This window comes from Pseudomonas sp. MDT1-85 (genome assembly GCF_054898065.1).
Genome location: NZ_CM142715.1, coordinates 5,018,059 through 5,040,971 on the forward strand (window position 1 = coordinate 5,018,059; position 22,913 = coordinate 5,040,971).

General features: G+C 58.1%; 24 protein-coding genes. 13 read left to right on the plus strand and 11 right to left on the minus strand.

What is annotated here, in order from left to right:
* Positions 1-3 precede the first annotated feature (3 nt).
* From ACYZT2_RS22550 to colR, 3 genes are all read right to left on the minus strand, one after another.
* Positions 4-672 (minus strand): class I SAM-dependent methyltransferase, encoded by a 669-nt coding sequence (locus tag ACYZT2_RS22550; RefSeq protein ID WP_461967475.1) that lies wholly within the window; start codon positions 670-672, stop codon positions 4-6.
* A 156-nt stretch (positions 673-828) separates the two neighbouring features.
* A complete protein-coding gene (locus ACYZT2_RS22555) occupies positions 829-2,103 on the minus strand; it encodes a sensor histidine kinase (RefSeq protein ID WP_461967477.1) in 1,275 nt (424 codons plus the stop codon).
* Positions 2,093-2,776: a two-component system response regulator ColR gene (gene colR, locus ACYZT2_RS22560; RefSeq protein WP_008069526.1), complete on the minus strand. Its 684-nt coding sequence runs from the start codon at positions 2,774-2,776 to the stop codon at positions 2,093-2,095. The genes ACYZT2_RS22555 and colR overlap by 11 nt, the downstream gene beginning before the upstream one ends.
* A gap of 218 nt (positions 2,777-2,994) precedes the next feature.
* Between colR and ACYZT2_RS22565 the strand changes: the two genes are divergently transcribed.
* Positions 2,995-3,780: a phosphatase PAP2 family protein gene (locus ACYZT2_RS22565; protein ID WP_461967479.1), complete on the plus strand. Its 786-nt coding sequence runs from the start codon at positions 2,995-2,997 to the stop codon at positions 3,778-3,780.
* Between the two features lie 144 nt (positions 3,781-3,924).
* Here ACYZT2_RS22565 and groL read toward each other — a convergent pair whose 3' ends face one another.
* The 4 genes from groL to ACYZT2_RS22585 all read right to left on the minus strand — a co-directional run bounded on the left by groL (position 3,925) and on the right by ACYZT2_RS22585 (position 7,433).
* Positions 3,925-5,568 (minus strand): chaperonin GroEL, encoded by a 1,644-nt coding sequence (groL, locus tag ACYZT2_RS22570; protein ID WP_162439429.1) that lies wholly within the window; start codon positions 5,566-5,568, stop codon positions 3,925-3,927.
* A gap of 49 nt (positions 5,569-5,617) precedes the next feature.
* Positions 5,618-5,911 (minus strand): co-chaperone GroES, encoded by a 294-nt coding sequence (locus ACYZT2_RS22575; RefSeq protein WP_007948593.1) that lies wholly within the window; start codon positions 5,909-5,911, stop codon positions 5,618-5,620.
* Positions 5,912-6,158: 247 nt separating this feature from the next.
* Positions 6,159-6,635 (minus strand): FxsA family protein, encoded by a 477-nt coding sequence (locus ACYZT2_RS22580; RefSeq protein WP_461967481.1) that lies wholly within the window; start codon positions 6,633-6,635, stop codon positions 6,159-6,161.
* Positions 6,636-6,701: 66 nt separating this feature from the next.
* Positions 6,702-7,433, minus strand: a complete 732-nt coding sequence (locus ACYZT2_RS22585) for a HugZ family pyridoxamine 5'-phosphate oxidase (protein WP_461967483.1) — start codon at positions 7,431-7,433, stop codon at positions 6,702-6,704.
* A gap of 166 nt (positions 7,434-7,599) precedes the next feature.
* On the opposite strand from ACYZT2_RS22585, the gene ACYZT2_RS22590 reads away from it, so the two are divergent.
* A complete protein-coding gene (locus ACYZT2_RS22590; RefSeq protein WP_461967485.1) occupies positions 7,600-8,358 on the plus strand; it encodes an SDR family oxidoreductase in 759 nt (252 codons plus the stop codon).
* 130 nt (positions 8,359-8,488) lie between these two features.
* On the opposite strand, the gene apbC is transcribed toward ACYZT2_RS22590, so the two are convergent.
* On the minus strand, positions 8,489-9,583 hold the full coding sequence (gene apbC, locus ACYZT2_RS22595) for an iron-sulfur cluster carrier protein ApbC (RefSeq protein WP_461967487.1): 1,095 nt from the start codon (positions 9,581-9,583) through the stop codon (positions 8,489-8,491).
* A 264-nt stretch (positions 9,584-9,847) separates the two neighbouring features.
* Here apbC and metG point away from each other — a divergent pair, with 264 nt between their 5' ends.
* From metG to ACYZT2_RS22635, 8 genes are all read left to right on the plus strand, one after another.
* Positions 9,848-11,899, plus strand: coding sequence for a methionine--tRNA ligase (gene metG / locus ACYZT2_RS22600; RefSeq protein WP_461967489.1), 2,052 nt, complete (start codon positions 9,848-9,850; stop codon positions 11,897-11,899).
* Positions 11,900-12,028: 129 nt separating this feature from the next.
* Complete coding sequence (locus tag ACYZT2_RS22605; protein ID WP_461967491.1) at positions 12,029-12,598, plus strand: Rnf-Nqr domain containing protein; 570 nt, start codon at positions 12,029-12,031, stop codon at positions 12,596-12,598.
* Positions 12,595-13,602 (plus strand): electron transport complex subunit RsxB, encoded by a 1,008-nt coding sequence (gene rsxB, locus ACYZT2_RS22610; RefSeq protein WP_461967493.1) that lies wholly within the window; start codon positions 12,595-12,597, stop codon positions 13,600-13,602. Before ACYZT2_RS22605 ends, rsxB begins: the two co-directional genes overlap by 4 nt.
* Positions 13,589-14,581: an RnfABCDGE type electron transport complex subunit D gene (locus ACYZT2_RS22615; protein WP_461967495.1), complete on the plus strand. Its 993-nt coding sequence runs from the start codon at positions 13,589-13,591 to the stop codon at positions 14,579-14,581. The genes rsxB and ACYZT2_RS22615 overlap by 14 nt, the downstream gene beginning before the upstream one ends.
* Positions 14,578-15,189, plus strand: a complete 612-nt coding sequence (locus ACYZT2_RS22620) for an RnfABCDGE type electron transport complex subunit G (protein WP_461967497.1) — start codon at positions 14,578-14,580, stop codon at positions 15,187-15,189. The genes ACYZT2_RS22615 and ACYZT2_RS22620 overlap by 4 nt, the downstream gene beginning before the upstream one ends.
* Positions 15,182-15,772, plus strand: coding sequence for an Rnf-Nqr domain containing protein (locus ACYZT2_RS22625; RefSeq protein WP_461967499.1), 591 nt, complete (start codon positions 15,182-15,184; stop codon positions 15,770-15,772). The genes ACYZT2_RS22620 and ACYZT2_RS22625 overlap by 8 nt, the downstream gene beginning before the upstream one ends.
* 25 nt (positions 15,773-15,797) lie before the next feature.
* Positions 15,798-16,436, plus strand: a complete 639-nt coding sequence (gene nth, locus ACYZT2_RS22630; protein WP_253553524.1) for an endonuclease III — start codon at positions 15,798-15,800, stop codon at positions 16,434-16,436.
* Positions 16,437-16,543: 107 nt separating this feature from the next.
* A complete protein-coding gene (locus ACYZT2_RS22635) occupies positions 16,544-16,723 on the plus strand; it encodes a PA3496 family putative envelope integrity protein (protein WP_461967501.1) in 180 nt (59 codons plus the stop codon).
* A 91-nt stretch (positions 16,724-16,814) separates the two neighbouring features.
* On the opposite strand, the gene ACYZT2_RS22640 is transcribed toward ACYZT2_RS22635, so the two are convergent.
* Complete coding sequence (locus tag ACYZT2_RS22640) at positions 16,815-17,441, minus strand: response regulator transcription factor (RefSeq protein ID WP_253553530.1); 627 nt, start codon at positions 17,439-17,441, stop codon at positions 16,815-16,817.
* Positions 17,442-17,990: 549 nt separating this feature from the next.
* Between ACYZT2_RS22640 and ACYZT2_RS22645 the strand changes: the two genes are divergently transcribed.
* Positions 17,991-18,572 carry a hypothetical protein gene (locus tag ACYZT2_RS22645; RefSeq protein ID WP_461967503.1) on the plus strand — a complete coding sequence of 194 codons (582 nt, stop codon included), beginning with the start codon at positions 17,991-17,993 and terminating at the stop codon, positions 18,570-18,572.
* Between the two features lie 175 nt (positions 18,573-18,747).
* Here ACYZT2_RS22645 and ACYZT2_RS22650 read toward each other — a convergent pair whose 3' ends face one another.
* A complete protein-coding gene (locus ACYZT2_RS22650; protein WP_027922848.1) occupies positions 18,748-19,965 on the minus strand; it encodes an argininosuccinate synthase in 1,218 nt (405 codons plus the stop codon).
* A gap of 129 nt (positions 19,966-20,094) precedes the next feature.
* Positions 20,095-21,003: a flagellar protein MotY gene (locus tag ACYZT2_RS22655; protein ID WP_461967506.1), complete on the minus strand. Its 909-nt coding sequence runs from the start codon at positions 21,001-21,003 to the stop codon at positions 20,095-20,097.
* 157 nt (positions 21,004-21,160) lie between these two features.
* Between ACYZT2_RS22655 and pyrC the strand changes: the two genes are divergently transcribed.
* Together pyrC and rnt are read left to right on the plus strand one after the other, a co-directional pair.
* The gene (gene pyrC / locus ACYZT2_RS22660) at positions 21,161-22,207 is read left to right on the plus strand and encodes a dihydroorotase (RefSeq protein WP_461967508.1); all 1,047 of its coding nucleotides are present in this window, start codon (positions 21,161-21,163) and stop codon (positions 22,205-22,207) included.
* Entirely contained in the window at positions 22,204-22,881 is a 678-nt protein-coding gene (gene rnt / locus ACYZT2_RS22665; RefSeq protein WP_007898509.1) for a ribonuclease T, read from the plus strand. Before pyrC ends, rnt begins: the two co-directional genes overlap by 4 nt.
* Positions 22,882-22,913 lie beyond the last annotated feature (32 nt).

Consider the following 22,913-nt stretch of genomic DNA (forward strand, 5'->3'; position numbering starts at 1 on the left):
TTGTTACCTCTTGCGTAATACGTATACCCGCCACATGGCATAGAACGGTAGAAAATCCAGTTGTTCCTGGATCCGAAAACCCGCCTGCTCGAATTCCTTTTCAACCGTGGCGGCCGGTAACACAAATCGATTCTGGTAACCCTCCTGCCCACGCGTCTGCTCCAGGCGTTTGCGTTTCCATGCCTTGAAATTGCCGTCTACCCACAACGAAACAATCACGCTGTCACGGGTGACGCGCTCGAATTCGCGCAGGATGGTCAGTCGATGCTCGGCTTCACCGATGTGATGGAGCAAGCGCATGCAGAAAATGCTGTCGACGGCGTTATCGGGCAAGGCAATGTCGAATGCAGAAGTGTGCAAGGGTTGTACCCTTTTTACCACGTCGGCGGGTTGCGCCTGCATGGCGATCTTCAACATGGATTCCGAGTTGTCGGCCCCGATGATGACACGGTTGTTTTTTTCCGCCAGTAATGGCCAGAAACGCCCCGCGCCACATGGCAGATCGAGAACCAGCCCCGGCTCACCGACCAGCGTCAGAGCCTTGCGTGCCAGTTGCTCGTCACGCCAATGGGACAGTTTGCGACTGAGGCCATCCTGATGCTTGAGCAGATACTCTCGTGCGTGTTGATCGTCGTACTTTTCGGAAAAATCGAGTTTGATCGGGCCAGCCATTACGGCAATCTCCTGAACTTCGGATGGCTACCACCTTAGGGCGCGCCGTGTCAGCGTCAGGTCATGCGTAAGTGAAAAATTTGTTATGTAAACCCGGAACTATTTCAGGGTTTTACCAGAGCCGAATTCAGGTTCAAAAGATCGGCCCGTTCATCGCTATTCCTGATTCAACTCCACCTGAAAACGGCAACCATTGGGCTCCATGTTCGTCAGGCTGACGCTCCAGCCCTGGTTCTCGCAAATCCGCTGCACCAGCGACAGTCCCAGCCCCAGGCCCTCGCCGCGCTTTTCGTTGCCGCGCACGAAAGGCTCGAACATCGCCTCGCGTTTTTCCTCGGGAATGCCTACACCACTGTCCTCGACCACGAACCCTGTATCCGTCAGGGCGAGGCGGATGTAGCCGCGCTCGGTGTAATGCAGCGCATTACGCAACAAGTTGCCCATCACCGCATGCAACAGGGTCGCGTTATAGCGGGTGTCCGGCGGATTGCCCGGCTCAAAATTCAGCGTCAGGCCCTTGGCTTCGATCGGCTCGCGCCATTGGCAAAGCAACCCGTCGGCTACCTGGCTCAGGGTCTGCTGGGGGGCCATGCTGGCGTCTTCATGTTGAGCGCGAGCCAGCATGAGGAAGGTTTGCACCAGCTCGCGCATCTCGGCACACGCACGGGCGATTCGCTCGACCTGAGCACGGCCGCGCTGATCGATACCGGGGTTTTCCAGCAACAGCTCACAGGAACTGGCCAACACCATCAATGGCGTGCGCAGCTCGTGGCTGACGTCACTGGTGAACAATCGCTCACGGGTCAACGCCTGACGCAAGCGCCCCAAGGTAGCGTCGAAGGCCACGGCCAGTTCGCCCACTTCGTCGGCGGCATAGTCCGGCGCAAGTGGCGGCGCCAGGCCCAGCAGCTGATCGCGATGACGCACCTGACGAGCCAGGCGCACCACCGGCGCCATGACCTTGCGCGCCAGCACCCAGCCCAGAAATACCGCCAGTGCCAGGCTCAGGACGAACCCCACCAGCACCACGGCAAACAGCACCCGCTCACGCTCTTCGAAATCGCTCTGGTCCTGCATCAATACGTAACGCCGACCGTCAACGATTTCGACCATCGCGTGATATGACAGCTGCTCGCGAAAGACTTCATGAAAGCCCGAGTCCAGGTGCCGCAAATCCTTGGGCAATTCGAAGTCGCCCGGCCCGCCGCTGAAATAGAACAGCTGGTCCGGCTCGGGGCGGTGGCTCCAGTCCGACACGCTGTCCATCAGCAACAAGCGTTGCAAATCGCCGCCCAGACCTGCCGAGATCAGTTTTTCTTCCACCAGGTGCACGGTCGCCACAATGCCCATGGCGAAGGCTCCCGCCACCAGCGCGCTCATCAACGCAAAGGCGATGATGATCCGTTGGGCAAGGCTCTGCTTAAACTCCATCACGACCCTCGGCCAAGCGATAACCGACGCCATGCACCGTGTGCAGCAAGGGCTTGTCGAACGGCTTGTCGATCACCTGACGCAGTTGGTGGACGTGGCTGCGCAGACTGTCGCTGTCCGGGCAGTCATCGCCCCACAGGGCCTCTTCGAGAACTTCGCGGCGTAACACATGGGGGCTTTTCTGCATCAACACGGCCAGTAACTTCAGGCCCACCGGGTTGAGTTTCAGCAGGCGACCTTCGCGCGTTACTTCCAGAGTATCGAGGTCGTAGCTCAGATCACCGACTTGCAAGGCGCGGCGACCGCCACCCTGGGCACGGCGCATGACCGCCTCGATCCTCGCGGCCAGTTCGGACAGGGCAAAGGGTTTGATCAGGTAGTCATCAGCACCGGATTTGAAGCCCTGCAAACGGTCATCCAGTTGATCGCGGGCGGTGAGCATGATCACTGGCGTGTCGCGGCGGGCATCCTCGCGCAGGCGTTTGCACAGGGTGTAGCCGTCGATGCCGGGCAGCATGATGTCGAGCACGATCAAGTCGTAATGTTCGGTGGCCGCCAGGTGCAGGCCCGACAGACCGTCCTGCGCGCAATCCACGGTGTAACCCTTGAGCCCAAGATAATCGGCCAGATTGGCCAGGATATCGCGGTTGTCTTCAACCAATAAAATTCGCATCGGCACCTCCTCCGTACACAGTAACGGCTGTCTTGGCGCGCAGCTTAAGGCCAAGTGTGGCTCAGGGATAGGGTGGCGTGCAGGGGTAAATCCGACAAAAAAAGCCTGAGACAGCGTTAACAACTTTTTCACCATCGATTCACAGGCTGACGACAGCGGCGTGTTCAGACTCCCCGCGGTTGCGCTCTTCAAAACATTTCACTCACCAAGGAGTTGCCATGGCTTCGACCGCTGCCCGCCCCGCTTCCAGGCCACTGAATGCATGGCTATGCCTGGGAGTGCCCGCCATTGCGGCGATCACCCTGCTACTGCTCGAACTGACGTCCCTGGACATGGACCTTGCCAAGCGGTTCTATGACCCGGTGGCAGGCGAGTTCATCGGACGGCACAGTTACTTCCTGGAAAACATCCTGCATGACCGGGCCAAGCAAGTGGTCATCGCCTTTTCGGTGTTCGCCATCCTGGGCTTCATCGGCTCCTTTTTCCTGGAAAGGCTCAAACCATTCAAGCGTGAGCTGGGTTGCCTGGTGTTGTCTCTGGCACTGGCAACATCCTTTGTCACCCCGGTCAAAGCGGTAACGGCGGTGCAATGCCCATGGAGCCTGGAGCAGTTCGGCGGACACGAAACCTACAGCGAACTGCTCAGCCCTCGCCCGCACACCGACAAGCCGGGCCGTTGCTGGCCGGGTGGTCATGCGGCGACTGGCTTCACGTTGTTTGCGCTGTTCTTCGTCCTGCGCGACCGTCGTCCGCGTCTGGCACGCAAGGCGTTTGTCTTCGCCTTCGCGTTGGGCTCGGTGTTTTCCATCAGCCGGATGATGCAGGGGGCGCACTTCTTTTCGCACAACGTGTGGACGGCGATTTTCTGCTGGCTGATTTGTCTGGGGGCGTATTACTACATTCTTTATCGACCGGCCTCCAAGGCAGATCGCGTGACAGAGGCAGGATCAGCGTCTGAACACAGATCCAATGTGGGAGCGAGCCTGCTCGCGATGGCGGACTGACATTCAACAACAGTGTCGACTGTAATGGCCTCATCGCGAGCAGGCTCGCTCCCACAATGGATCGAGATAACTTCAATTCCAGGCAATAAAAAACCCCGCCTGCTTAACCGCAGGCGGGGTTTTTATGTACGGGGTAAGGCTGGCTTACATCATGCCGCCCATGCCGCCCATACCGCCCATGTCTGGCATGCCGCCGCCAGCTGGACCGTCTTCCTTGATCTCGGCGATCATGGCTTCGGTCGTGATCATCAGGCTGGCGATGGACGCCGCTGCCTGCAGAGCTGAACGAGTCACTTTGGCTGGGTCGAGGATACCCATTTCGATCATGTCGCCGTATTCACCGGTAGCAGCGTTGTAACCGTAGTTACCCGAACCCTGCTTGACCTTGTCGACAACTACGCTTGGCTCGTCGCCGGAGTTGGCAACGATCTGGCGCAGTGGCGCTTCAACAGCGCGACGCAGCAACTGGATACCAACGTCCTGATCAGCGTTGTCGCCTTTCAGTTCGGAGATTGCCTGCAGAGCGCGAACCAGTGCCACGCCGCCGCCAGGTACCACGCCTTCTTCAACGGCTGCACGGGTAGCGTGCAGGGCGTCTTCAACGCGGGCTTTCTTCTCTTTCATTTCAACTTCGGAGCCAGCGCCAACCTTGATCACTGCAACGCCGCCGGACAGTTTGGCCAGACGCTCTTGCAGTTTTTCACGGTCGTAGTCGGACGAAGTATCAGCCACTTGCTGACGGATCTGCAGAACGCGAGCCTGGATGTCAGCCTCAACGCCGGCACCGTCGATCACGGTGGTGTTTTCTTTGGACAGGATCACGCGCTTGGCATTACCCAGGTGTTCCAGGGTAGTGCTTTCCAGGCTCAGACCGATCTCTTCGGAGATAACGGTACCGCCAGTCAGAACGGCGATGTCCTGCAGCATGGCTTTGCGACGGTCGCCGAAGCCTGGAGCCTTGACGGCTGCGACTTTAACGATGCCACGCATGTTGTTCACGACCAGAGTCGCCAGGGCTTCGCCTTCAACATCTTCAGCCACGATCAGCAGTGGACGGCCGGCTTTGGCAACGGCTTCCAGTACTGGCAGCATTTCGCGGATGTTGGAGATCTTTTTGTCGACCAGCAGGATCAGCGGACCGTCGAGTTCGGCGGTCATGGTTTCCGGCTTGTTGACGAAGTACGGGGACAGGTAGCCACGGTCGAACTGCATGCCTTCAACAACCGACAGTTCGTTTTCCAGGCCCGAGCCTTCTTCAACGGTGATCACGCCTTCTTTACCGACTTTTTCCATGGCTTCGGCAATGATGTCGCCGATGGAGCTGTCGGAGTTGGCCGAGATGGTGCCGACCTGAGCGATGGCCTTGGTGTCAGCGCAAGGCTTGGACAGGGCTTTCAGCTCTTTGACGATTGCGATGGTCGCTTTGTCGATACCGCGTTTCAGGTCCATCGGGTTCATGCCGGCAGCGACGGCTTTCAGGCCTTCGTTGACGATCGACTGAGCCAGAACGGTAGCGGTGGTGGTGCCGTCGCCTGCGTCATCGTTGGCACGGGAGGCAACGTCTTTGACCAGCTGCGCGCCCATGTTTTCGAAGCGATCTTTCAGCTCGATTTCTTTGGCAACGGACACGCCGTCCTTGGTGATGGTCGGAGCGCCGAAGCTCTTCTCGATGATCACGTTACGGCCTTTCGGGCCCAGGGTCGCTTTTACTGCGTCAGCCAGGACGTTGACACCGGCGAGCATTTTCTTGCGGGCGGAATCGCCGAATTTAACTTCTTTAGCAGCCATGATCGATATTCCTTAAATACTTTGTAGTAACGGGAAAATGAGCGGGGAATCAGCCTTCGACAACAGCGAGGATTTCGCTTTCGCCAATTACCAGCAGGTCTTCGCCATCGACTTTCACTGTGTTGCTGCCGGAGTACGGGCCGAACACAACCTTGTCACCCACTTTCACGGACAGCGCACGTACTTCACCGTTGTCCAGGACTTTGCCCGGGCCTACAGCGAGGACTTCGCCCTGGTTTGGCTTTTCAGCAGCCGAACCTGGCAGGACGATACCGCCAGCGGTTTTCTTTTCTTCTTCGCTGCGACGGACGACGACGCGGTCATGCAGAGGACGAAGCTTCATTGTCGATCTCTCCTAATTGTGGTTTTCATCGGCCGGTGTATTCCCGGCGGGTTAAACAAATCCGGCGGAGCCGGGTGCGGTTCGTCGAGCGAACCGCGGAAGTCTGTCTGGCGCAATTGCCAGAAACCTTGCGGTGACCGTTACATAAGGGCGCACAAGCTTATTTCAAGGGCGGGGAGCGAAAAATTTTTACCTCAATGCCCTGAAAACGAACACGGCACCCGAGGGTGCCGTGTCGATGGACGTGTTACTTGGAGTCGCGGTGTTCGAACTCGCCTTCGATCACGTGGGGCTCGCGGCCCAGTGGCTGCTGCGGAGCGGGACCGCCCCGTGGCTGAAGGTCATCGGCGAACGCACGCTGACGCATCGCTTGTTCCTCGGCGCGCAGACGCATTTTGTTCGCCAGCAGTCGACGAGAGATCGGCAACAACATGATCAGACCCAGCACGTCGGTGATGAAGCCCGGCAGGATCAACAGACCACCCGCCAGGGCCAGCATCAGGCCTTCGAGCATGGTTTGAGCCGGCAGCTCGCCGCGGTTCAGGCTTTCACGGGCGCGCAGCGCAGTAGCCAGACCGGCGATACGCAGCACGAACACGCCGAGCATCGAGCCGAGAATGATCAGCAGCAGGGCCGGGAAAAACCCGATCGCCCCGCTGACCTTGACGAATACGAACAGCTCCAACACCGGGAACAGTACAAAGAGCAATAAAAAAGGGCGCATCAAATGGTTCCTCAACGCAAGAATGCCTTGCCAGTCTTCCTTAGATGACGTCGCCGTTTCGTGAATTCAAGCGTCGGCCACGGCATTTTTCGGCCAATGCTCGGCGTGAGCCAGGAAAACCAAGGCTTCCCGGACTTGTGTCGGCGTATTACAGGGCGTTTGAAACGGCAACCAGTAGAGCCCCTGACCAATGCGCAAGTGCATGCCTTCGGTGTCAATGCCGGCCAATTGCGCCGGAGCCGTTTTCGGCAGCCCCGCCAGTTCGACGTAGTGGGCAATGGCTTTGGCGTGATCGGCATTCATGTGCTCGACCATGCTCACTTCGGCCTTGCCGGCGAACGGGTTGGCGAGGGTCAACTGATCGATCCAGTGGATCGCACCGAAACCGCCGATGTAGCGGTGACGTACCTCGTTGAGTACCCAGAAATCGAAATCATGGGCCTTGTGATAGTTCTGCGAATCGGGGAAATAGCGGTAGTAACGCTCGGCGGCCGTCTCGATGGCAGCAGGGTCTTGAAGCTTTTCTGCCTCGGCGAGGTAAGTCAGGCGACCAACGGCTTGTACGTCTTCGGCCTCACGCTCACCCACCAGCAGCGAGCATTTCGGATCTTTCTGCAGATTGTGAGTGTGCTGAGCGATGCGGCTGATAAGGATCAGCGGCCGGCCCTGTTCATCCAGACAGTACGGAACCACGGAGCCAAACGGGAAACCGGGCATCGCTTTGGAGTGCGTCGAGAGCACTCCACGGTATTCCTTGAGAAGCAATTCTCGGGCATGCTTAGCCACTTCAACGCTCAATTTATGACTCCTTATGTAGAATCCGTCAAAAAAACGGGCAGGCGCCTGGGTAAAAGTTCCAGCACGCCATAGGGGCAGTTCTCATGTGCAGCCAGGCCACATCAGGCTCAGATCGAGAGGCCCTCTAGAAGGAAAAACCACTGCGATCTGCTATGGGGCTATGCGAATGCAACTCACTGACAAAGTAATCATTATCACCGGCGGTTGCCAGGGTTTAGGCCGTTCCATGGCTGAGTATCTTGCAGGCAAAGGCGCGAAGCTGGCGCTGGTGGACCTGAATCAGGAAAAACTCGACGCCACGGTCGCGGCGTGCAAAGCCAAGGGTGTAGAGGCCCGCGCCTATCTGTGCAACGTCGCCGATGAAGAGCAAGTGACCCACATGGCCGCCCAGGTGGCCGACGACTTCGGCGCGATCCATGGCCTGATCAACAACGCCGGCATTCTGCGCGATGGCCTGCTGTTGAAGGTCAAGGACGGCGAAATGACCAAGATGAGCCTGGCCCAATGGCAGGCAGTCATCGACGTCAATCTGACCGGTGTGTTCCTGTGCACCCGTGAAGTCGCGGCTAAAATGGTCGAGCTGAAAAACAGCGGCGCGATCATCAATATCTCGTCGATCTCGCGCGCCGGCAACGTTGGCCAGACCAACTACTCCGCCGCCAAGGCCGGTGTCGCTGCGGCGACCGTGACCTGGGCCAAGGAACTGGCACGTTACGGTATTCGCGTGGCGGGCATTGCGCCGGGCTTCATCGAGACCGAGATGACCCTGAGCATGAAGCCGGAAGCGCTAGAGAAAATGACCTCCGGGATTCCGCTCAAGCGTATGGGTAAACCTGAAGAAATCGCCCAGTCGGCGGCCTACATTTTCGAGAACGACTACTACACCGGTCGGATTCTGGAACTGGATGGCGGGTTGCGGATTTAAGGCCTACACAAAACAAATGTGGGAGCGAGCCTGCTCGCGATGAGGGCATAACATTCACCATTGATGGTGACTGTTACACCGCTATCGCGAGCAGGCTCGCTCCCACATTGGATCGCATTTCTTCAGCGAATTAGTCATCGCTGACGGTAATGTTCGGCATCGCCGGCGTTACCGCTTCCTGCAACACAATCCGCGCACCGACATGGCGGGCCAGTTCCTGGTAAACCATCGCAATCTGACTGTCCGGCTCGGCGATCACCGTTGGCTTGCCGCCATCGGCCTGTTCGCGAATCAGCATCGACAGTGGCAATGAAGCCAACAGTTCGACACCGTACTGATTGGCCAGCTTCACACCGCCTCCCTCACCGAACAGATGCTCGGCATGCCCGCAGTTGGAGCAGATGTGCACGGCCATGTTTTCGACCACGCCCAGCACCGGGATGTTGACCTTGCGGAACATCTCCACGCCCTTGCGCGCGTCCAGCAATGCCAGATCTTGCGGGGTGGTCACGATTACCGCACCGGCTACCGGGACTTTCTGCGCCAGGGTCAACTGGATATCGCCGGTGCCTGGCGGCATGTCGATGACCAGATAATCCAGATCGCCCCAGGCCGTTTGCGTGACCAGTTGCAACAAGGCACCGGAAACCATCGGCCCGCGCCAGACCATCGGCGTGTTGTCGTCGGTCAGGAAGGCCATGGACATCACTTCGACGCCATGGGATTCAATCGGAATAAACCACTTCTGATCCTTGACCTTTGGTCGGGTGCCTTCAGGGATGCCAAACATAATGCCTTGGCTCGGGCCGTAGATATCCGCGTCGAGAATCCCGACTTTGGCGCCTTCACGGGCCAGCGCCAGGGCCAGGTTGGCCGCCGTGGTGGACTTGCCCACACCGCCCTTGCCGGACGCCACGGCCACGACGTTCTTCACGTTGGCCAACCCCGGAATCTGTGCCTGGGCCTTGTGCGCGGCGATCACACTGGTGATCTCGACACGCGCGGTAACGACGCCATCCAGGCCTTCAATGGCCAGTTGCAGCAACTGCGCCCAGCCGCTCTTGAACAGACCGGCGGCATAACCCAGCTCCAGCTGGACATTGACGCGATCACCCTGGATGTCGATGCTGCGCACGCATCCGGCGCTGACCGGGTCCTGGTTCAGATAAGGGTCGGTGTATTGGCGAAGGACGGCTTCCACCGCTGCGCGATTGACGGCGCTCATGGGCAACTCCGATAGCAAGACTGGAAAATCAGGCGGGTATCGTACCTGTTCTGATCGTTCGGCGGGATGCCATCAAAAGATCGCAGCCTTCGGCAGCTCCTACAGGGCCTGCGTATGACATCGCTTTTGTAGGAGCTGCCGAAGGCTGCGATCTTTTGGCGGCACCACCCATTCGATCATCGGAGGAAACAACCTCACGGGGTGAAATATATTTCCCAGCGCTTTATAGTGGCCGACCTCCGTTTCATCAAGTAGCCGAGCCCCATGTCCGAGCCACGCAAGATCCTCGTCACCAGCGCCCTGCCCTATGCCAATGGTTCGATCCACCTCGGCCATATGCTGGAATACATCCAGACCGATATGTGGGTGCGCTTCCAGAAGCATCGCGGTAATCAATGCATTTATGTCTGCGCCGACGACGCCCACGGTTCGGCCATCATGCTGCGCGCGGAAAAGGAAGGCATCACCCCGGAACAACTGATCGCCAATGTCCAGGCTGAACACAGCGCCGACTTTGCCGAGTTCCTGGTGGACTTCGACAACTTCCACTCCACTCACGCCGAAGAAAACCGTGAGCTGTCGAGCCAGATCTACCTGAAGCTGCGCGACGCCGGGCACATCGCCACCCGCTCGATCACTCAGTACTTCGACCCGGAAAAGAAAATGTTCCTGGCCGACCGTTTCATCAAGGGCACTTGCCCGAAATGCGGCACCGAAGACCAGTACGGCGACAACTGCGAAAAATGCGGTGCGACCTACGCGCCGACCGATTTGAAAGATCCGAAGTCGGCCATCTCTGGCGCCACGCCGGTGCTCAAGGATTCCCAGCACTTCTTCTTCAAACTGCCGGACTTCCAGGAAATGCTGCAAGCCTGGACCCGCAGCGGCACTCTACAAGACGCCGTGGCGAACAAGATCGCTGAATGGTTGGATGCGGGCCTGCAACAGTGGGACATCTCCCGCGACGCGCCGTACTTCGGATTTGAAATCCCGGATGAGCCGGGCAAGTACTTCTATGTGTGGCTAGACGCGCCGATTGGCTACATGGCCAGCTTCAAGAACCTCTGCGACCGCACGCCGGAACTGGACTTCGACGCGTTCTGGGCCAAGGATTCCACCGCCGAGCTGTACCATTTCATCGGCAAGGACATCGTCAACTTCCACGCCCTGTTCTGGCCAGCGATGCTCGAAGGTGCTGGCTACCGCAAACCGACCGGCATCAACGTGCATGGCTACCTGACCGTCAACGGCCAGAAGATGTCCAAGTCACGTGGCACCTTCATCAAGGCCCGGACCTACCTGGATCACCTGTCGCCGGAATACCTGCGCTACTACTACGCCGCCAAGCTGAGCCGTGGCGTCGACGACCTGGACCTGAACCTCGAAGACTTCGTGCAGAAGGTCAACTCCGACCTGGTCGGCAAAGTCGTCAACATCGCCAGCCGTTGCGCCGGTTTCATCCATAAAGGCAACGCCGGTGTACTGGTAGCAGGCAACGCCGCGCCGGAACTGACCGATGCCTTCCTGGCCGCAGCGCCAAGCATTGCCGAAGCCTATGAAGCTCGCGACTTTGCCCGTGCCATGCGCGAAATCATGGGCCTGGCCGACCGCGCCAACGCCTGGATCGCCGACAAGGCGCCGTGGTCGCTGAATAAACAGGAAGGCAAGCAGGATGAAGTCCAGGCCATTTGCGCCTTGGGCATCAACCTGTTCCGCCAACTGGTGATCTTCCTCAAACCGGTGCTGCCGTTGCTGGCCGCCGATGCCGAAGCGTTCCTGAATGTCGCCCCGCTGACCTGGAACGATCACGCCACCTTGCTCAGCAACCATCAGCTGAACGAGTTCAAACCGTTGATGACCCGCATCGACCCGGTAAAAGTACAAGCCATGACCGACGCCTCGAAAGAAGACCTGACCGCCAGCGCCACCGACACCGGCGAAACTGCACCCGCCGGCAACGGTGAACTGGCCAAGGATCCGCTGTCGCCAGAGATCGAGTTCGACGCCTTTGCCGCCGTAGACCTGCGCGTTGCGCTGATCGTCAAGGCCGAAGCCGTGGAAGGTGCCGACAAGCTGCTGCGCCTGACCCTGGACATTGGTGACGAGCAACGCAACGTGTTCTCCGGGATCAAGAGCGCTTACCCGGACCCGTCCAAGCTCAATGGTCGCCTGACCATGATGATCGCCAACCTCAAGCCCCGCAAAATGAAATTCGGGATCTCCGAAGGCATGGTGATGGCAGCCGGCCCTGGCGGTGAAGAAATCTACCTGCTGAGCCCCGACAGCGGCGCCAAGCCGGGTCAGCGCATCAAGTAAAGATCTGCAGTAAACCGATCCCACAGTCGTGCCCGGCGCGACTGTGGGATTTTCATATCTGGCCCACCCTCCTTCCTTGCCGGATAATGCCTAACCTTGTTAGACAGGCCTCCTTTTGCCGGCACGATCATGACCGAACTGCTTTTTACGCTTATCAGCGCTGCCCTGATCAACAACCTCGTGTTGCACTGGCCGCTGGGCGTCGATCCGGTGCTGGGCAGCGAGCGGCCGCAGGTCCACGCGCTGGGCATCGCGACGACGTGCCTGATGCTGATCGTCAGCACATTCGGCTATGCGCTCTATCACTGGCTACTGGTGCCGTTGGGGCTGACGTCGCTGCGTCTGTTCGTGTTCCTGCCGTTGAGCGTTCTGCTGATCGGCCCGCTGCTGAAGCTGCTTTCACGGTTATTGGCGAAGCTTTCATTCGATGGCCTCTGGCCCCTGCTGCTGGGGAATGCCGGCGTGCTTGGGCTGACATTGCTCAACGCTCAAGACGACAAGGGAATTTTCCACGCCATAGCCCTGAGCCTTGGCGCCGGGCTGGGTTTCTGGCTGGTACTGAGTCTGTTCAGCGACTTGCGCCAGCGCACACTCGACAACGATATCCCCCTGCCCTTTCGTGGCCTGCCGATCGAATTGATCGGCGCCGGATTGATCGCGGTGGTTTTTCTCGGATTCAGCGGGCTGATCAAAACATGAGTCTGATTCAACGCATCGACGCCCTCTTGCCGCAGACCCAATGCGGCAAGTGTGGCCATCCCGGATGCAAACCCTACGCCGAAGGCATCGCCAGCGGCGAGCCGATCAACAAGTGCCCACCGGGTGGCAGCGAAACCATCGCAGCCTTGGCCGACCTGCTGAAAGTGCCGGTGCTGGAACTGGACGTCAGTCGCGGTTCGGCACCGGCGCAGATCGCTTACATCCGCGAAGCCGAATGCATCGGCTGCACCAAGTGCATTCAGGCCTGCCCGGTCGACGCCATCGTCGGCGCGGCAAAATTCATGCACACGGTCATCGTCGACGAATGCACTGGTTGCGACCTCTGCGTGGCGCCCTGCCCGGTGGATTGCATCGAGATGCATCCGCTACCGCTGGCCACGGTGCTGCCGATTGTCGGCGGGCTGGCGTTCAGCCTGGAGGAACAACAGTCCCGGGCCGCCAAGCGCAATCACGCGCGACGCCGTTTCGAACAGCGCAATGCCCGCTTGCATCGCGAAGAGGAACAGAAACTCGCCGAACGAAAGGCCCGTGCCCAACGCGCCGTGCAGCACAGCGAAGTGACGCTCGACCCGGTTCAGGCCGCACTCGAGCGCGTCCGCGCACAGAAAGCCGACAATGCCGATGCGGCACTGAAAAAGGCCAAGGTCGATCTGGCGATGAGTCGGGCGCAGTTGAACAAATCGCTCAAGGCCTTCGGGCATCCGCCAACCTTCGAACAGCAGTCGCAACTGATCGTGCTGCAACAGCAGTTCGAAGTCGCCGAACAGGCGCTGGCGCAACTGGAGAGCAGCGCACCGCCGGCCTCTGCGCCACCCACCCCGGCAAAAGATACCGAGCTGAAACGGGCGAAGATCCAGTTGGCCATGCGCCGCGCCGAACTAAAGAAAGCTCAAACAAGCGAGGCGCCGGCCGAACAGATCGAAGCGTTGCAACATGCGCTCAGCGAAGCCGAGCGTCAGGTGGATGCCTATGTCACCCCTTGAGTCGGTGGACGAACGCCTTCAGCAAGCCATGAAGCTGGTATTGCTGGCCACCGTGCCGGGGATGCTGATGTTGTTCTGGCTGTACGGCTGGGGCGTATTGATCAACTTGATTCTGGCGGCTGCCACCGCGCTGGCCGTTGAGGCGACGGTGTTGCAGTTGCGCAAGCAGCCGGTAAAACCGACGCTGAGCGATGGCAGTGCGCTGGTCAGTGCGACGCTATTGGCGCTGGCCTTGCCGCCTTATTGTCCGTGGTGGCTGACGGTCAGCGCTGTGGCGTTCGGACTGTTTTTCGGCAAGCACTTGTATGGCGGCGTCGGCAAGAATCCGTTCAATCCGGCGATGCTCGGTTTCGCGCTGGTCCTGGTGACATTTCCGCAGCAAATGACTCACTGGCCGTCGTCCCATGGCATGGATTTGTTCGGTGGGCTGCAACAGGTGTTCGGCTTCAGCTTCGGTCAGACACCAGACGCGTGGGCCCAGGCCACGGCGCTGGACAGTCTGCGAATCAACAAAAGCCTGACCATGGAAGAACTGTTCGCCGGCAATCCGGCATTCGGCCGTTTTGGCGGCCGAGGCATGGAATGGGTCAACCTGGCGTTTCTGGCGGGCGGTGCGTTTCTGCTGCAGCGGCGGGTATTCAGTTGGCATGCACCGGTCGGCATGCTCGCCAGCCTGTTCATCATCAGCCTGTTGTGCTGGAACGGCACAGGCTCCGACTCTCATGGCTCGCCACTGTTTCATCTGCTCACCGGCGCGAGCATGCTCGGTGCCTTCTTCATCGTGACGGAACCGGTATCCGGTGCGAAAAGCCCCAACGCCCGATTACTCTTCGGCGCAGGCGTGGGGTTACTGACTTACCTGATTCGAACGTGGGGCGGGTATCCGGACGGCGTGGCCTTTGCGGTTTTGCTGATGAACCTCTGTGTACCGGCGCTGGAACGGTTTGCCGCGTCCAGGCAGGAGCAAATTGCCCCATGAACCGAGCGACAAGCGTTGTGACTCTGGTAGTGCTGGCAGGCCTGGGGTTGGGCGCGACTTACCTCGTGCAGCACACCAGCGCCGCGCGCATTGCCGCCGAACAACGCCTGATCGACAGTCGCCAGTTACTGAAGCTACTACCGCCCGACAGCTACGACAACCAGCCACTGGAACACTCTCTCAGCTTAGAAAGCACTCGCCTGGCCAATAGCACACTGTTGGGTGGCTACCTGGCGTCCAAGGCTGGTCAGCCAAGCGCTGTGTTGCTGCGCAGCCAGACACTGGGCTACGCCGGCTCCATTGAGTTGCTGATCGCCATCGACCCCCAAGGTAAGTTAATGGGGGTCAAAACCCTCAAGCAATCGGAAACCCCTGGGTTGGGCGGCAAGCTTGCCGATTGGCCCAATGCCTGGCTTCAGGTGTTTACCGGCAAGTCTCTAACCGACCCCGATGACAATGGCTGGGCGTTGAAGAAGGACCAAGGGCAATTCGATCAGATCGCGGGCGCGACCATCACTTCAAGAGCGGTGATCAATGCCACCCATGATGCGTTGCGCTACTTCGATGAACACCGGCAACCGCTGATCGGGAGCAGCGCTCATGAATAAGTCATCGACCCTGCAGAACTCGCTGATGCTTACGCCGTTGATCGGCGTCACTGATTCATTGGTAACGGCCCTGGGCCTGTGGCTGATGTTCTCCCTGGTGCTCAGCGCTTATGGTGTGAGCATGGGCGTCTTGCGCTCGCGACTGATTCCGGCAACACATTTGCTTGCCTGCCTCTTGTTGGCTGCCACGCTGACCAGTTGCGCGGAACTCGCCACGCAAGCCTGGTCGCTCCAATGGCACCAGCATCTGGGTGTCTACGCAGGATTGATCGCCTTGCAATGCGTCGTGCTGGAGCACAACGGTTATTTCCACAGCACATGGCGTGATCGACTGCGTCTGTGTGGCCTGTTCGGCGCCTTGATGGTGGGCCTGGGCCTGCTGCGCGAGCTTATCGGCAACGGGACACTCGGTAGCCATCTGTCCTGGATGGCAGGTGCCACGCAACCGGACTGGCAAGGCTGGACGCTGATCGCCGACGGCGGCCTGCACCTGGCCACGCTGGCCCCTGGCGGGTTTATTCTGCTGGGACTGCTGATCGCCGCACATCAGGCCTGGACCCGCCGCCCGGCGGCCTCACATTGACCGCTTTCGAGGAAACGCATCGCCCATGAATGCCGCAAAACGTCTTGAGATTTTCCGCAGGTTTCACGAAGACAACCCTGAACCGAAGACCGAACTGGCCTATTCCTCGGCGTTCGAATTGCTGATCGCCGTGATCCTCTCGGCGCAGTCGACCGATGTCGGCGTCAACAAGGCCACCGCCAAACTGTTCCCGGTGGCCAATACACCCGCGGCGATTCATGCCTTGGGCGTCGAAGGGCTGTCGGAGTACATCAAGACCATCGGCTTGTTCAACAGCAAAGCGAAAAACGTGATTGAAACCTGTCGCTTGCTGGTGGAGCGTCATGGGGGTGAAGTACCGCAGACCCGTGAGGCCCTGGAGGCATTGCCAGGCGTCGGTCGCAAGACCGCCAACGTGGTGCTCAATACCGCCTTTCGTCAGCTGACCATGGCCGTGGACACTCACATTTTCCGGGTCAGCAACCGTACCGGCATTGCTCCCGGCAAGAATGTGGTCGAGGTGGAGCAGAAACTGATGAAGTTCGTGCCGAAGGAATATTTGCTCGACGCCCATCACTGGCTGATTCTTCATGGGCGTTACGTTTGCCTGGCCCGCAAGCCGCGTTGTGGCAGCTGCCGGATCGAGGATTTGTGCGAATACAAGCAAAAGACTTCGGACGATTGAGGCTCTATTAGTTTTTTTGATGAATCGATTGAAAAAATCTTTTTTACCCGCCGGGAAATTGTCGATATAAGGAGCGCCAAAGGCAGCCTTAGCCTGGAGTTAACCTTATGAGTACTGGCAAAGAGCAATTGGACGTAGAAGACGACTTCACTCCCGTTGAGGCCGATGACGCTGAGCCGGTAGTGGAAGTGGCAAAGACCAACCTGAGCAAACGCCGCACCATCGACAATCTGCTGGAGGAGCGCCGACTGCAGAGGCAATTGGCCGATTACGATTTTGATTTGTAAGACTTAAAAGCCTCCCGAAACGGAGGCTTTTTACTAAGTGCCGCCCCCTGATAAACGCCCGTTCATCTCGCCTCGTCAAACGCAGGCAGCTTCATACCAGGCCATTGCGCTGGGCCAATTCGATCAGGTCGACCAGTGAGCGAGCATTGAGCTTTAATAGAAGACGGGTCTTGTAAGTACTGACTGTTTTATTGCTGAGGAACATTCCATCGGCTATCTCCTTGTTTGTCTTTCCTCGGGCCAACTGTTGCAGGACCATCATCTCTCGCCCGGACAAACGATCCACCATATCGGCTTCACTGGCGTTCCCCAGACTGGAACGCACGGTATGCAGAGCCTGATTAGGAAAGTAGCTGTAACCCGATAGCACGGCTTTTATTGCGCTGAGCAACTCAGTGAGATCCTGTTGTTTGCAAACATATCCGGCGGCACCCGATTGCATGCAACGCATGGAAAAATGCCCTGGCGCCTGGGAGGTCAATATGAGTACCTTTATAGGCATCGCCGTTGATGTCAGACGCGCGATGACTTCCAACCCATCCAGTTTCGGTATTCCAATATCCAGAATGACAATATCCGGCATAAGATCACGGGCAAGTTGTAATGCGTCCACACCATTATCCGTTTCTGCTATGACTTCGTAGCCATGACGTTCCATTAGCATACGTACCGCAAGACGAATGACGGGGTGATCATCCACGATCAGCACTTTATTCATGGGCAAGTCCAATTTTCGCTGTTCGAATTTTTAGAGCCCGCACCATAGCCTAGTCGTTTCATCCATGGCATGCCGCGCCCCCCGGCCACTCGCAGCGAGAGACATAGCCTACAAACAACACGGATTATTCCTACAAAAAATCATTGCCACACGAAGAGGCAGGGATTTTATTGACCTACTATTGCTCAGAGCTTCGACAGTTTTTTTGTATCGACTTACAACCAAAAAAACGACAAAAATAGGGTTCGACGCCATTAATCCAATATGCGCCGACTATTGAGCTCCCCTTTAGAGTAACGGGTATTTTCCAGTACCCTCTTGCGCAACCTGGCTCAAACAATCAAAAAGCTCACACACCGTAACACTTGACCAATGATATAGCGCCATCAAAACAAATAAAACAGCCATACCCGAACCCGCAGCGATACAGCTACTATAACAACTCACCCCCCAATAAAAATAGTTCAACATAACAGTAGAACAACCTGATATTAGTTATTAGAACCCATAAACCAATCGAGAAAAGACAATATTTAATGAGCAGACAATATGATAAAACTCAAAAAAAGAATCACCAACCCCATGACAATTATTGCAATATTTGCAGCACTGTCTGAAACATCGGCCGCCGTATCCCTCCCTTTTCTCGACAATGAGGAGAGAGAACTCTATATCTGGTTCCTGATCAGTTTTCCCTTTTATTTGCTTTTTCTTTTCTTCGCCACACTCAACTTCAACTATCGATCGCTTTACGCGCCCTCCGATTTTGTGAAGGGAAAGCATTTCATAAAAGCCATGGACAACGTTCATCATTCGGGAAGTAGCACATCCAGCGTGGCGCCTGAAAGCTCGACCCAGCACCATGTAAACCTACCCGCCCCCCTAAAGGATCTGCACATCGTTGATGCACGGTGGATACACAAAAAAATGGCGTTCAGCGCTTTGATGGAGAGCATTCAGCACCCCGCGGACAATCCCGCACAAGTGATCGTATTTCTCACGTGTACCGATTCGGATAAATTGCTGAAGGCAAACACGCTCAAACATTGGAAACAAATAAAGAAACGCAACAGCGCAACGTTCTGTATTTCTTACAATTTTAGTTCACAGTGCATAACGATTATGGGCTAGGTATGGAACGGTCGCACACCAGAAAGACAGCCCTTGAAGCAAGATCAAGGACAGAAAGCAGAAGGAACGATTAGCAGAAACAAGAAGAAAGCGAAACGCAATATGCAGCGTCCCCTTTTCAAATTTGTGGCCTTGTCATGGACAAGGCCACAAATCCATTACCGACTCAAAGGTCTCAGAAAAGCTTCCGGCCTTTGTTCGCCGCGATACGCATGCGCAAGGCGTTGAGCTTGATGAAGCCCGCCGCATCGGCCTGGTTATAGGCGCCGCCATCTTCCTCGAAGGTCGCGATGTTGGCGTCGAACAACGACTCGTCGGACTTGCGCCCGGTGACGATCACGTTGCCCTTGTACAGCTTCAGGCGCACTACGCCGTTCACGTGAGCCTGGGAAGCGTCGATCATCTGTTGCAGCATCAGACGCTCAGGGCTCCACCAGTAACCGGTGTAGATCAAGCTGGCGTATTTAGGCATCAGCTCGTCTTTGAGGTGAGCCACTTCGCGGTCCAGAGTGATCGATTCGATCGCACGGTGAGCGCGCAGCATGATGGTGCCGCCCGGGGTCTCGTAGCAGCCGCGGGACTTCATGCCGACGTAGCGGTTTTCGACGATGTCCAGACGGCCGATTCCGTGTTCGCCACCGATACGGTTCAAGGTCGCCAGCACGGTGGCCGGGGTCATTTCGACGCCGTCCAGTGCGACGATGTCGCCGTTGCGGTAGGTCAGTTCCAGGTACTGCGGTTTGTCAGGAGCGTTCTCCGGAGAGACGGTCCATTTCCACATGTCTTCTTCGTGCTCGGTCCAGGTGTCTTCCAGCACGCCGCCTTCATAGGAGATGTGCAGCAGATTGGCATCCATCGAGTACGGGGATTTTTTCTTGCCGTGGCGCTCGATCGGGATGTTGTGCTTTTCAGCATAATCCATCAGCTTTTCACGGGAGAGCAGGTCCCATTCGCGCCACGGAGCGATCACTTTCACGCCTGGCTTCAAGGCGTAGGCGCCCAGTTCGAAACGAACTTGGTCGTTGCCCTTGCCGGTCGCACCGTGGGAAATGGCGTCAGCGCCGGTTTCGTTGGCGATTTCGATCAAGCGCTTGGCGATCAACGGACGAGCGATGGAAGTACCCAGCAGGTACTCGCCTTCGTAAACGGTGTTGGCGCGGAACATCGGGAACACGAAATCGCGCACGAACTCTTCGCGCAGATCGTCGATGTAGATTTCTTTTACGCCCATGGCCTGAGCCTTGGCGCGGGCCGGTTCGACCTCTTCGCCCTGACCCAGGTCAGCGGTGAAGGTCACTACTTCACAGTTATAAGTATCCTGCAGCCACTTGAGGATCACCGAAGTGTCCAGGCCGCCGGAATACGCCAGAACGACCTTGTTTACGTCCGCCATGCCATCACTCCACGGGGTTCTACGGAAAGCCGTCAAGTCTACCGCTCATGCAGGATAATTTACAGAGGCGCGACAGCTTATGACGACGAAGCGACAGATTATGTCGAGCGAGCGACGATTTCAGCCGGTTCAGGAGGCCTTCGCGCTGCCCGCGGAAGCGGTGGCTTGAGGCGCCGGTTGCTCGGTCGGCGCAACCCGTTCAAGACGTACAGCAACCCGGCGGTTCTTCGCCCGATTGGCGGCATTTTTGTTCGGCGCCAGAGGATAGCGCTCACCATGAAAACGCAGGATGATCTGCGATTCCTGGATGCCGTTGGCCTTGAAGAAGTCCATCACGGCCAGCGCTCTGCGTCGTGACAGTTCGCGGTTGGTCAGGCGGTTGCCGCTGTTGTCGGAATGGCCGTCGAGTTCAATGTGATTGACCGTCGGATCGGCTTTCATGAATTCCAGCATAACCTGCAAATGGGCCTTGGCTTGGGCGTCGAGATCGATACCCTCCCCCGGAAAGCCGATTTCGGATTGCTTCACCTGCTCGAAATTCTGCGGCAGCAACTTCGCCACGCAGCCCTGATAGTCGCTGTAGGCCTTGCTGAATTCGACCGGCAGCAGACGGACTTCAGATACCCGACCGTCGCCCGATGAGTGTCGAACGACCGGGCTGCGACCATCCATCAAACCGCTGATCAGGCGCCCGGCCTGAACTTGCGAGCTGTTGAACAGCACGTTGCCACTGCCGATTCTCACGGAGCCCAAGTTGATATCGCCACGCCCCGGCTGCCATGGCGTAGCGGCCGCCAGCAAGGTCGCGGAACCGCCACCGATCATCGAGTTGTAGGCCTTCAAGCGAAAGGTCGCTTGCTCGCCGGCACGACGCACGAACTCCCCCGAGCCGAAATCAGTGATGGGTTGAGTCAGGCGACATTCGAATTTGTCACCTTCGACCGTCCACTCGATGCTCTCCAGACGGGTCTGGAAAGTGAGCGCCATCGCGGGAAGGCTGGCAAACACACTGAGCAAGGCTAAATAACGCTGGCGCACGGGAGGCTCCACTGGCTTGTGCAACAAAAAGACCGACACACATATTTACGGCATACCTGTTGGATATCGGAAGCTTGCCGTAAAACTTGATAGCGAGTGCCTGGAAGAGTCTTTTCCGGTAGCATTCCCCTGAGTTTGACCCGCCTGGAATCCCCTCATGTCCGACCGCCTGACCCTGCTGCGTCCCGACGACTGGCATATTCATCTTCGCGATGGTGCTGTGTTGCCCAATACCGTCGCGGATGTCGCGCGCACCTTTGGTCGCGCCATCATCATGCCCAACCTGGTACCGCCGGTGCGCAACGCTGCTGAAGCCAATGGCTATCGCCAGCGGATTCTTGCCGCGCGTCCGGCCGGTAGCCGTTTCGAACCGCTGATGGTTCTGTACCTGACCGACCGCACCCAGCCCGAAGAAATTCGTGAAGCCAAGGCCAGCGGTTTCGTTCACGCCGCCAAGCTGTACCCGGCCGGCGCGACCACCAACTCGGACTGTGGCGTCACCAGCATCGACAAGATTTTCCCCGCACTCGAGGCCATGGCCGAAGTCGGGATGCCCTTGTTGGTTCACGGTGAAGTCACCCGTGGCGATGTCGACGTTTTCGATCGCGAAAAAATCTTCATCGACGAGCACATGCGTCGAGTGGTCGAGCGTTTCCCGACCCTCAAAGTGGTGTTCGAACACATCACCACTGCCGACGCCGTGCAGTTCGTCAACGAGGCTTCGGCCAATGTCGGCGCAACCATCACCGCGCACCACCTGCTGTACAACCGCAACCACATGCTGGTGGGCGGGATTCGGCCGCACTTCTATTGCCTGCCGATCCTCAAGCGCAATACCCACCAGGAAGCCCTGCTCGACGCCGCCACCAGTGGCAGCGACAAGTTCTTCCTCGGCACCGATTCGGCACCCCATGCCCAGCACGCCAAAGAAGCGGCTTGCGGCTGTGCCGGTTGCTACACCGCTTATGCCGCGATCGAGATGTATGCCGAAGCCTTCGAACAGCGCAACGCGCTGGACAAGCTCGAAGCCTTCGCCAGCCTCAACGGCCCGCGTTTCTACGGCCTGCCGGTGAACAGCGATCGCATCACCCTGGTCCGCGATGAGTGGACCGCCCCAACCAGCCTGCCGTTTGGCGAGCTGACCGTAATCCCGCTGCGCGCCGGTGAAAAACTGCGCTGGCGCCTGCTGGAGGAACACGCGTGAGTGAAGACCATTTCGACGACGAACAGGACGGTAATGGCGGCGGAGGCGGTTCCCGCCATCCAATGGCAGCCAGATTCCGTGGTTACCTTCCGGTCGTTGTCGACGTAGAAACCGGTGGCTTCAACTCGGCCACCGATGCCCTGCTGGAAATCGCCGCCACCGTGATCGGTATGGATGAAAAAGGCTTTGTGTACCCTGAGCACACCTACTTCTTCCGGGTCGAACCGTTCGAAGGCGCGAACATCGAAGCGGCGGCCCTGGAGTTCACCGGGATCAAGCTCGATCACCCGCTACGCATGGCCGTGAGTGAAGAAGCGGCCCTGACCGATATCTTCCGCGGTGTGCGCAAGGCTCTGAAGGCCAACGGCTGCAAACGGGCGATTCTGGTCGGGCACAACAGCAGCTTCGACCTGGGCTTCCTCAACGCCGCTGTCGCGCGCCTGGACATGAAACGCAACCCGTTTCACCCGTTCTCCAGTTTCGATACGGCGACCCTCGCCGGTCTGGCCTACGGTCAAACCGTATTGGCCAAGGCCTGCCAGGCAGCGGATATCGACTTCGATGGTCGCGAGGCCCACTCGGCCCGCTATGACACCGAGAAGACGGCTGACCTGTTCTGCGGCATCGTCAATCGCTGGAAACAAATGGGCGGCTGGGAAGACTACAACGACTGATCCATCACTAATCTGTGGCGAGGGAGCTTGCT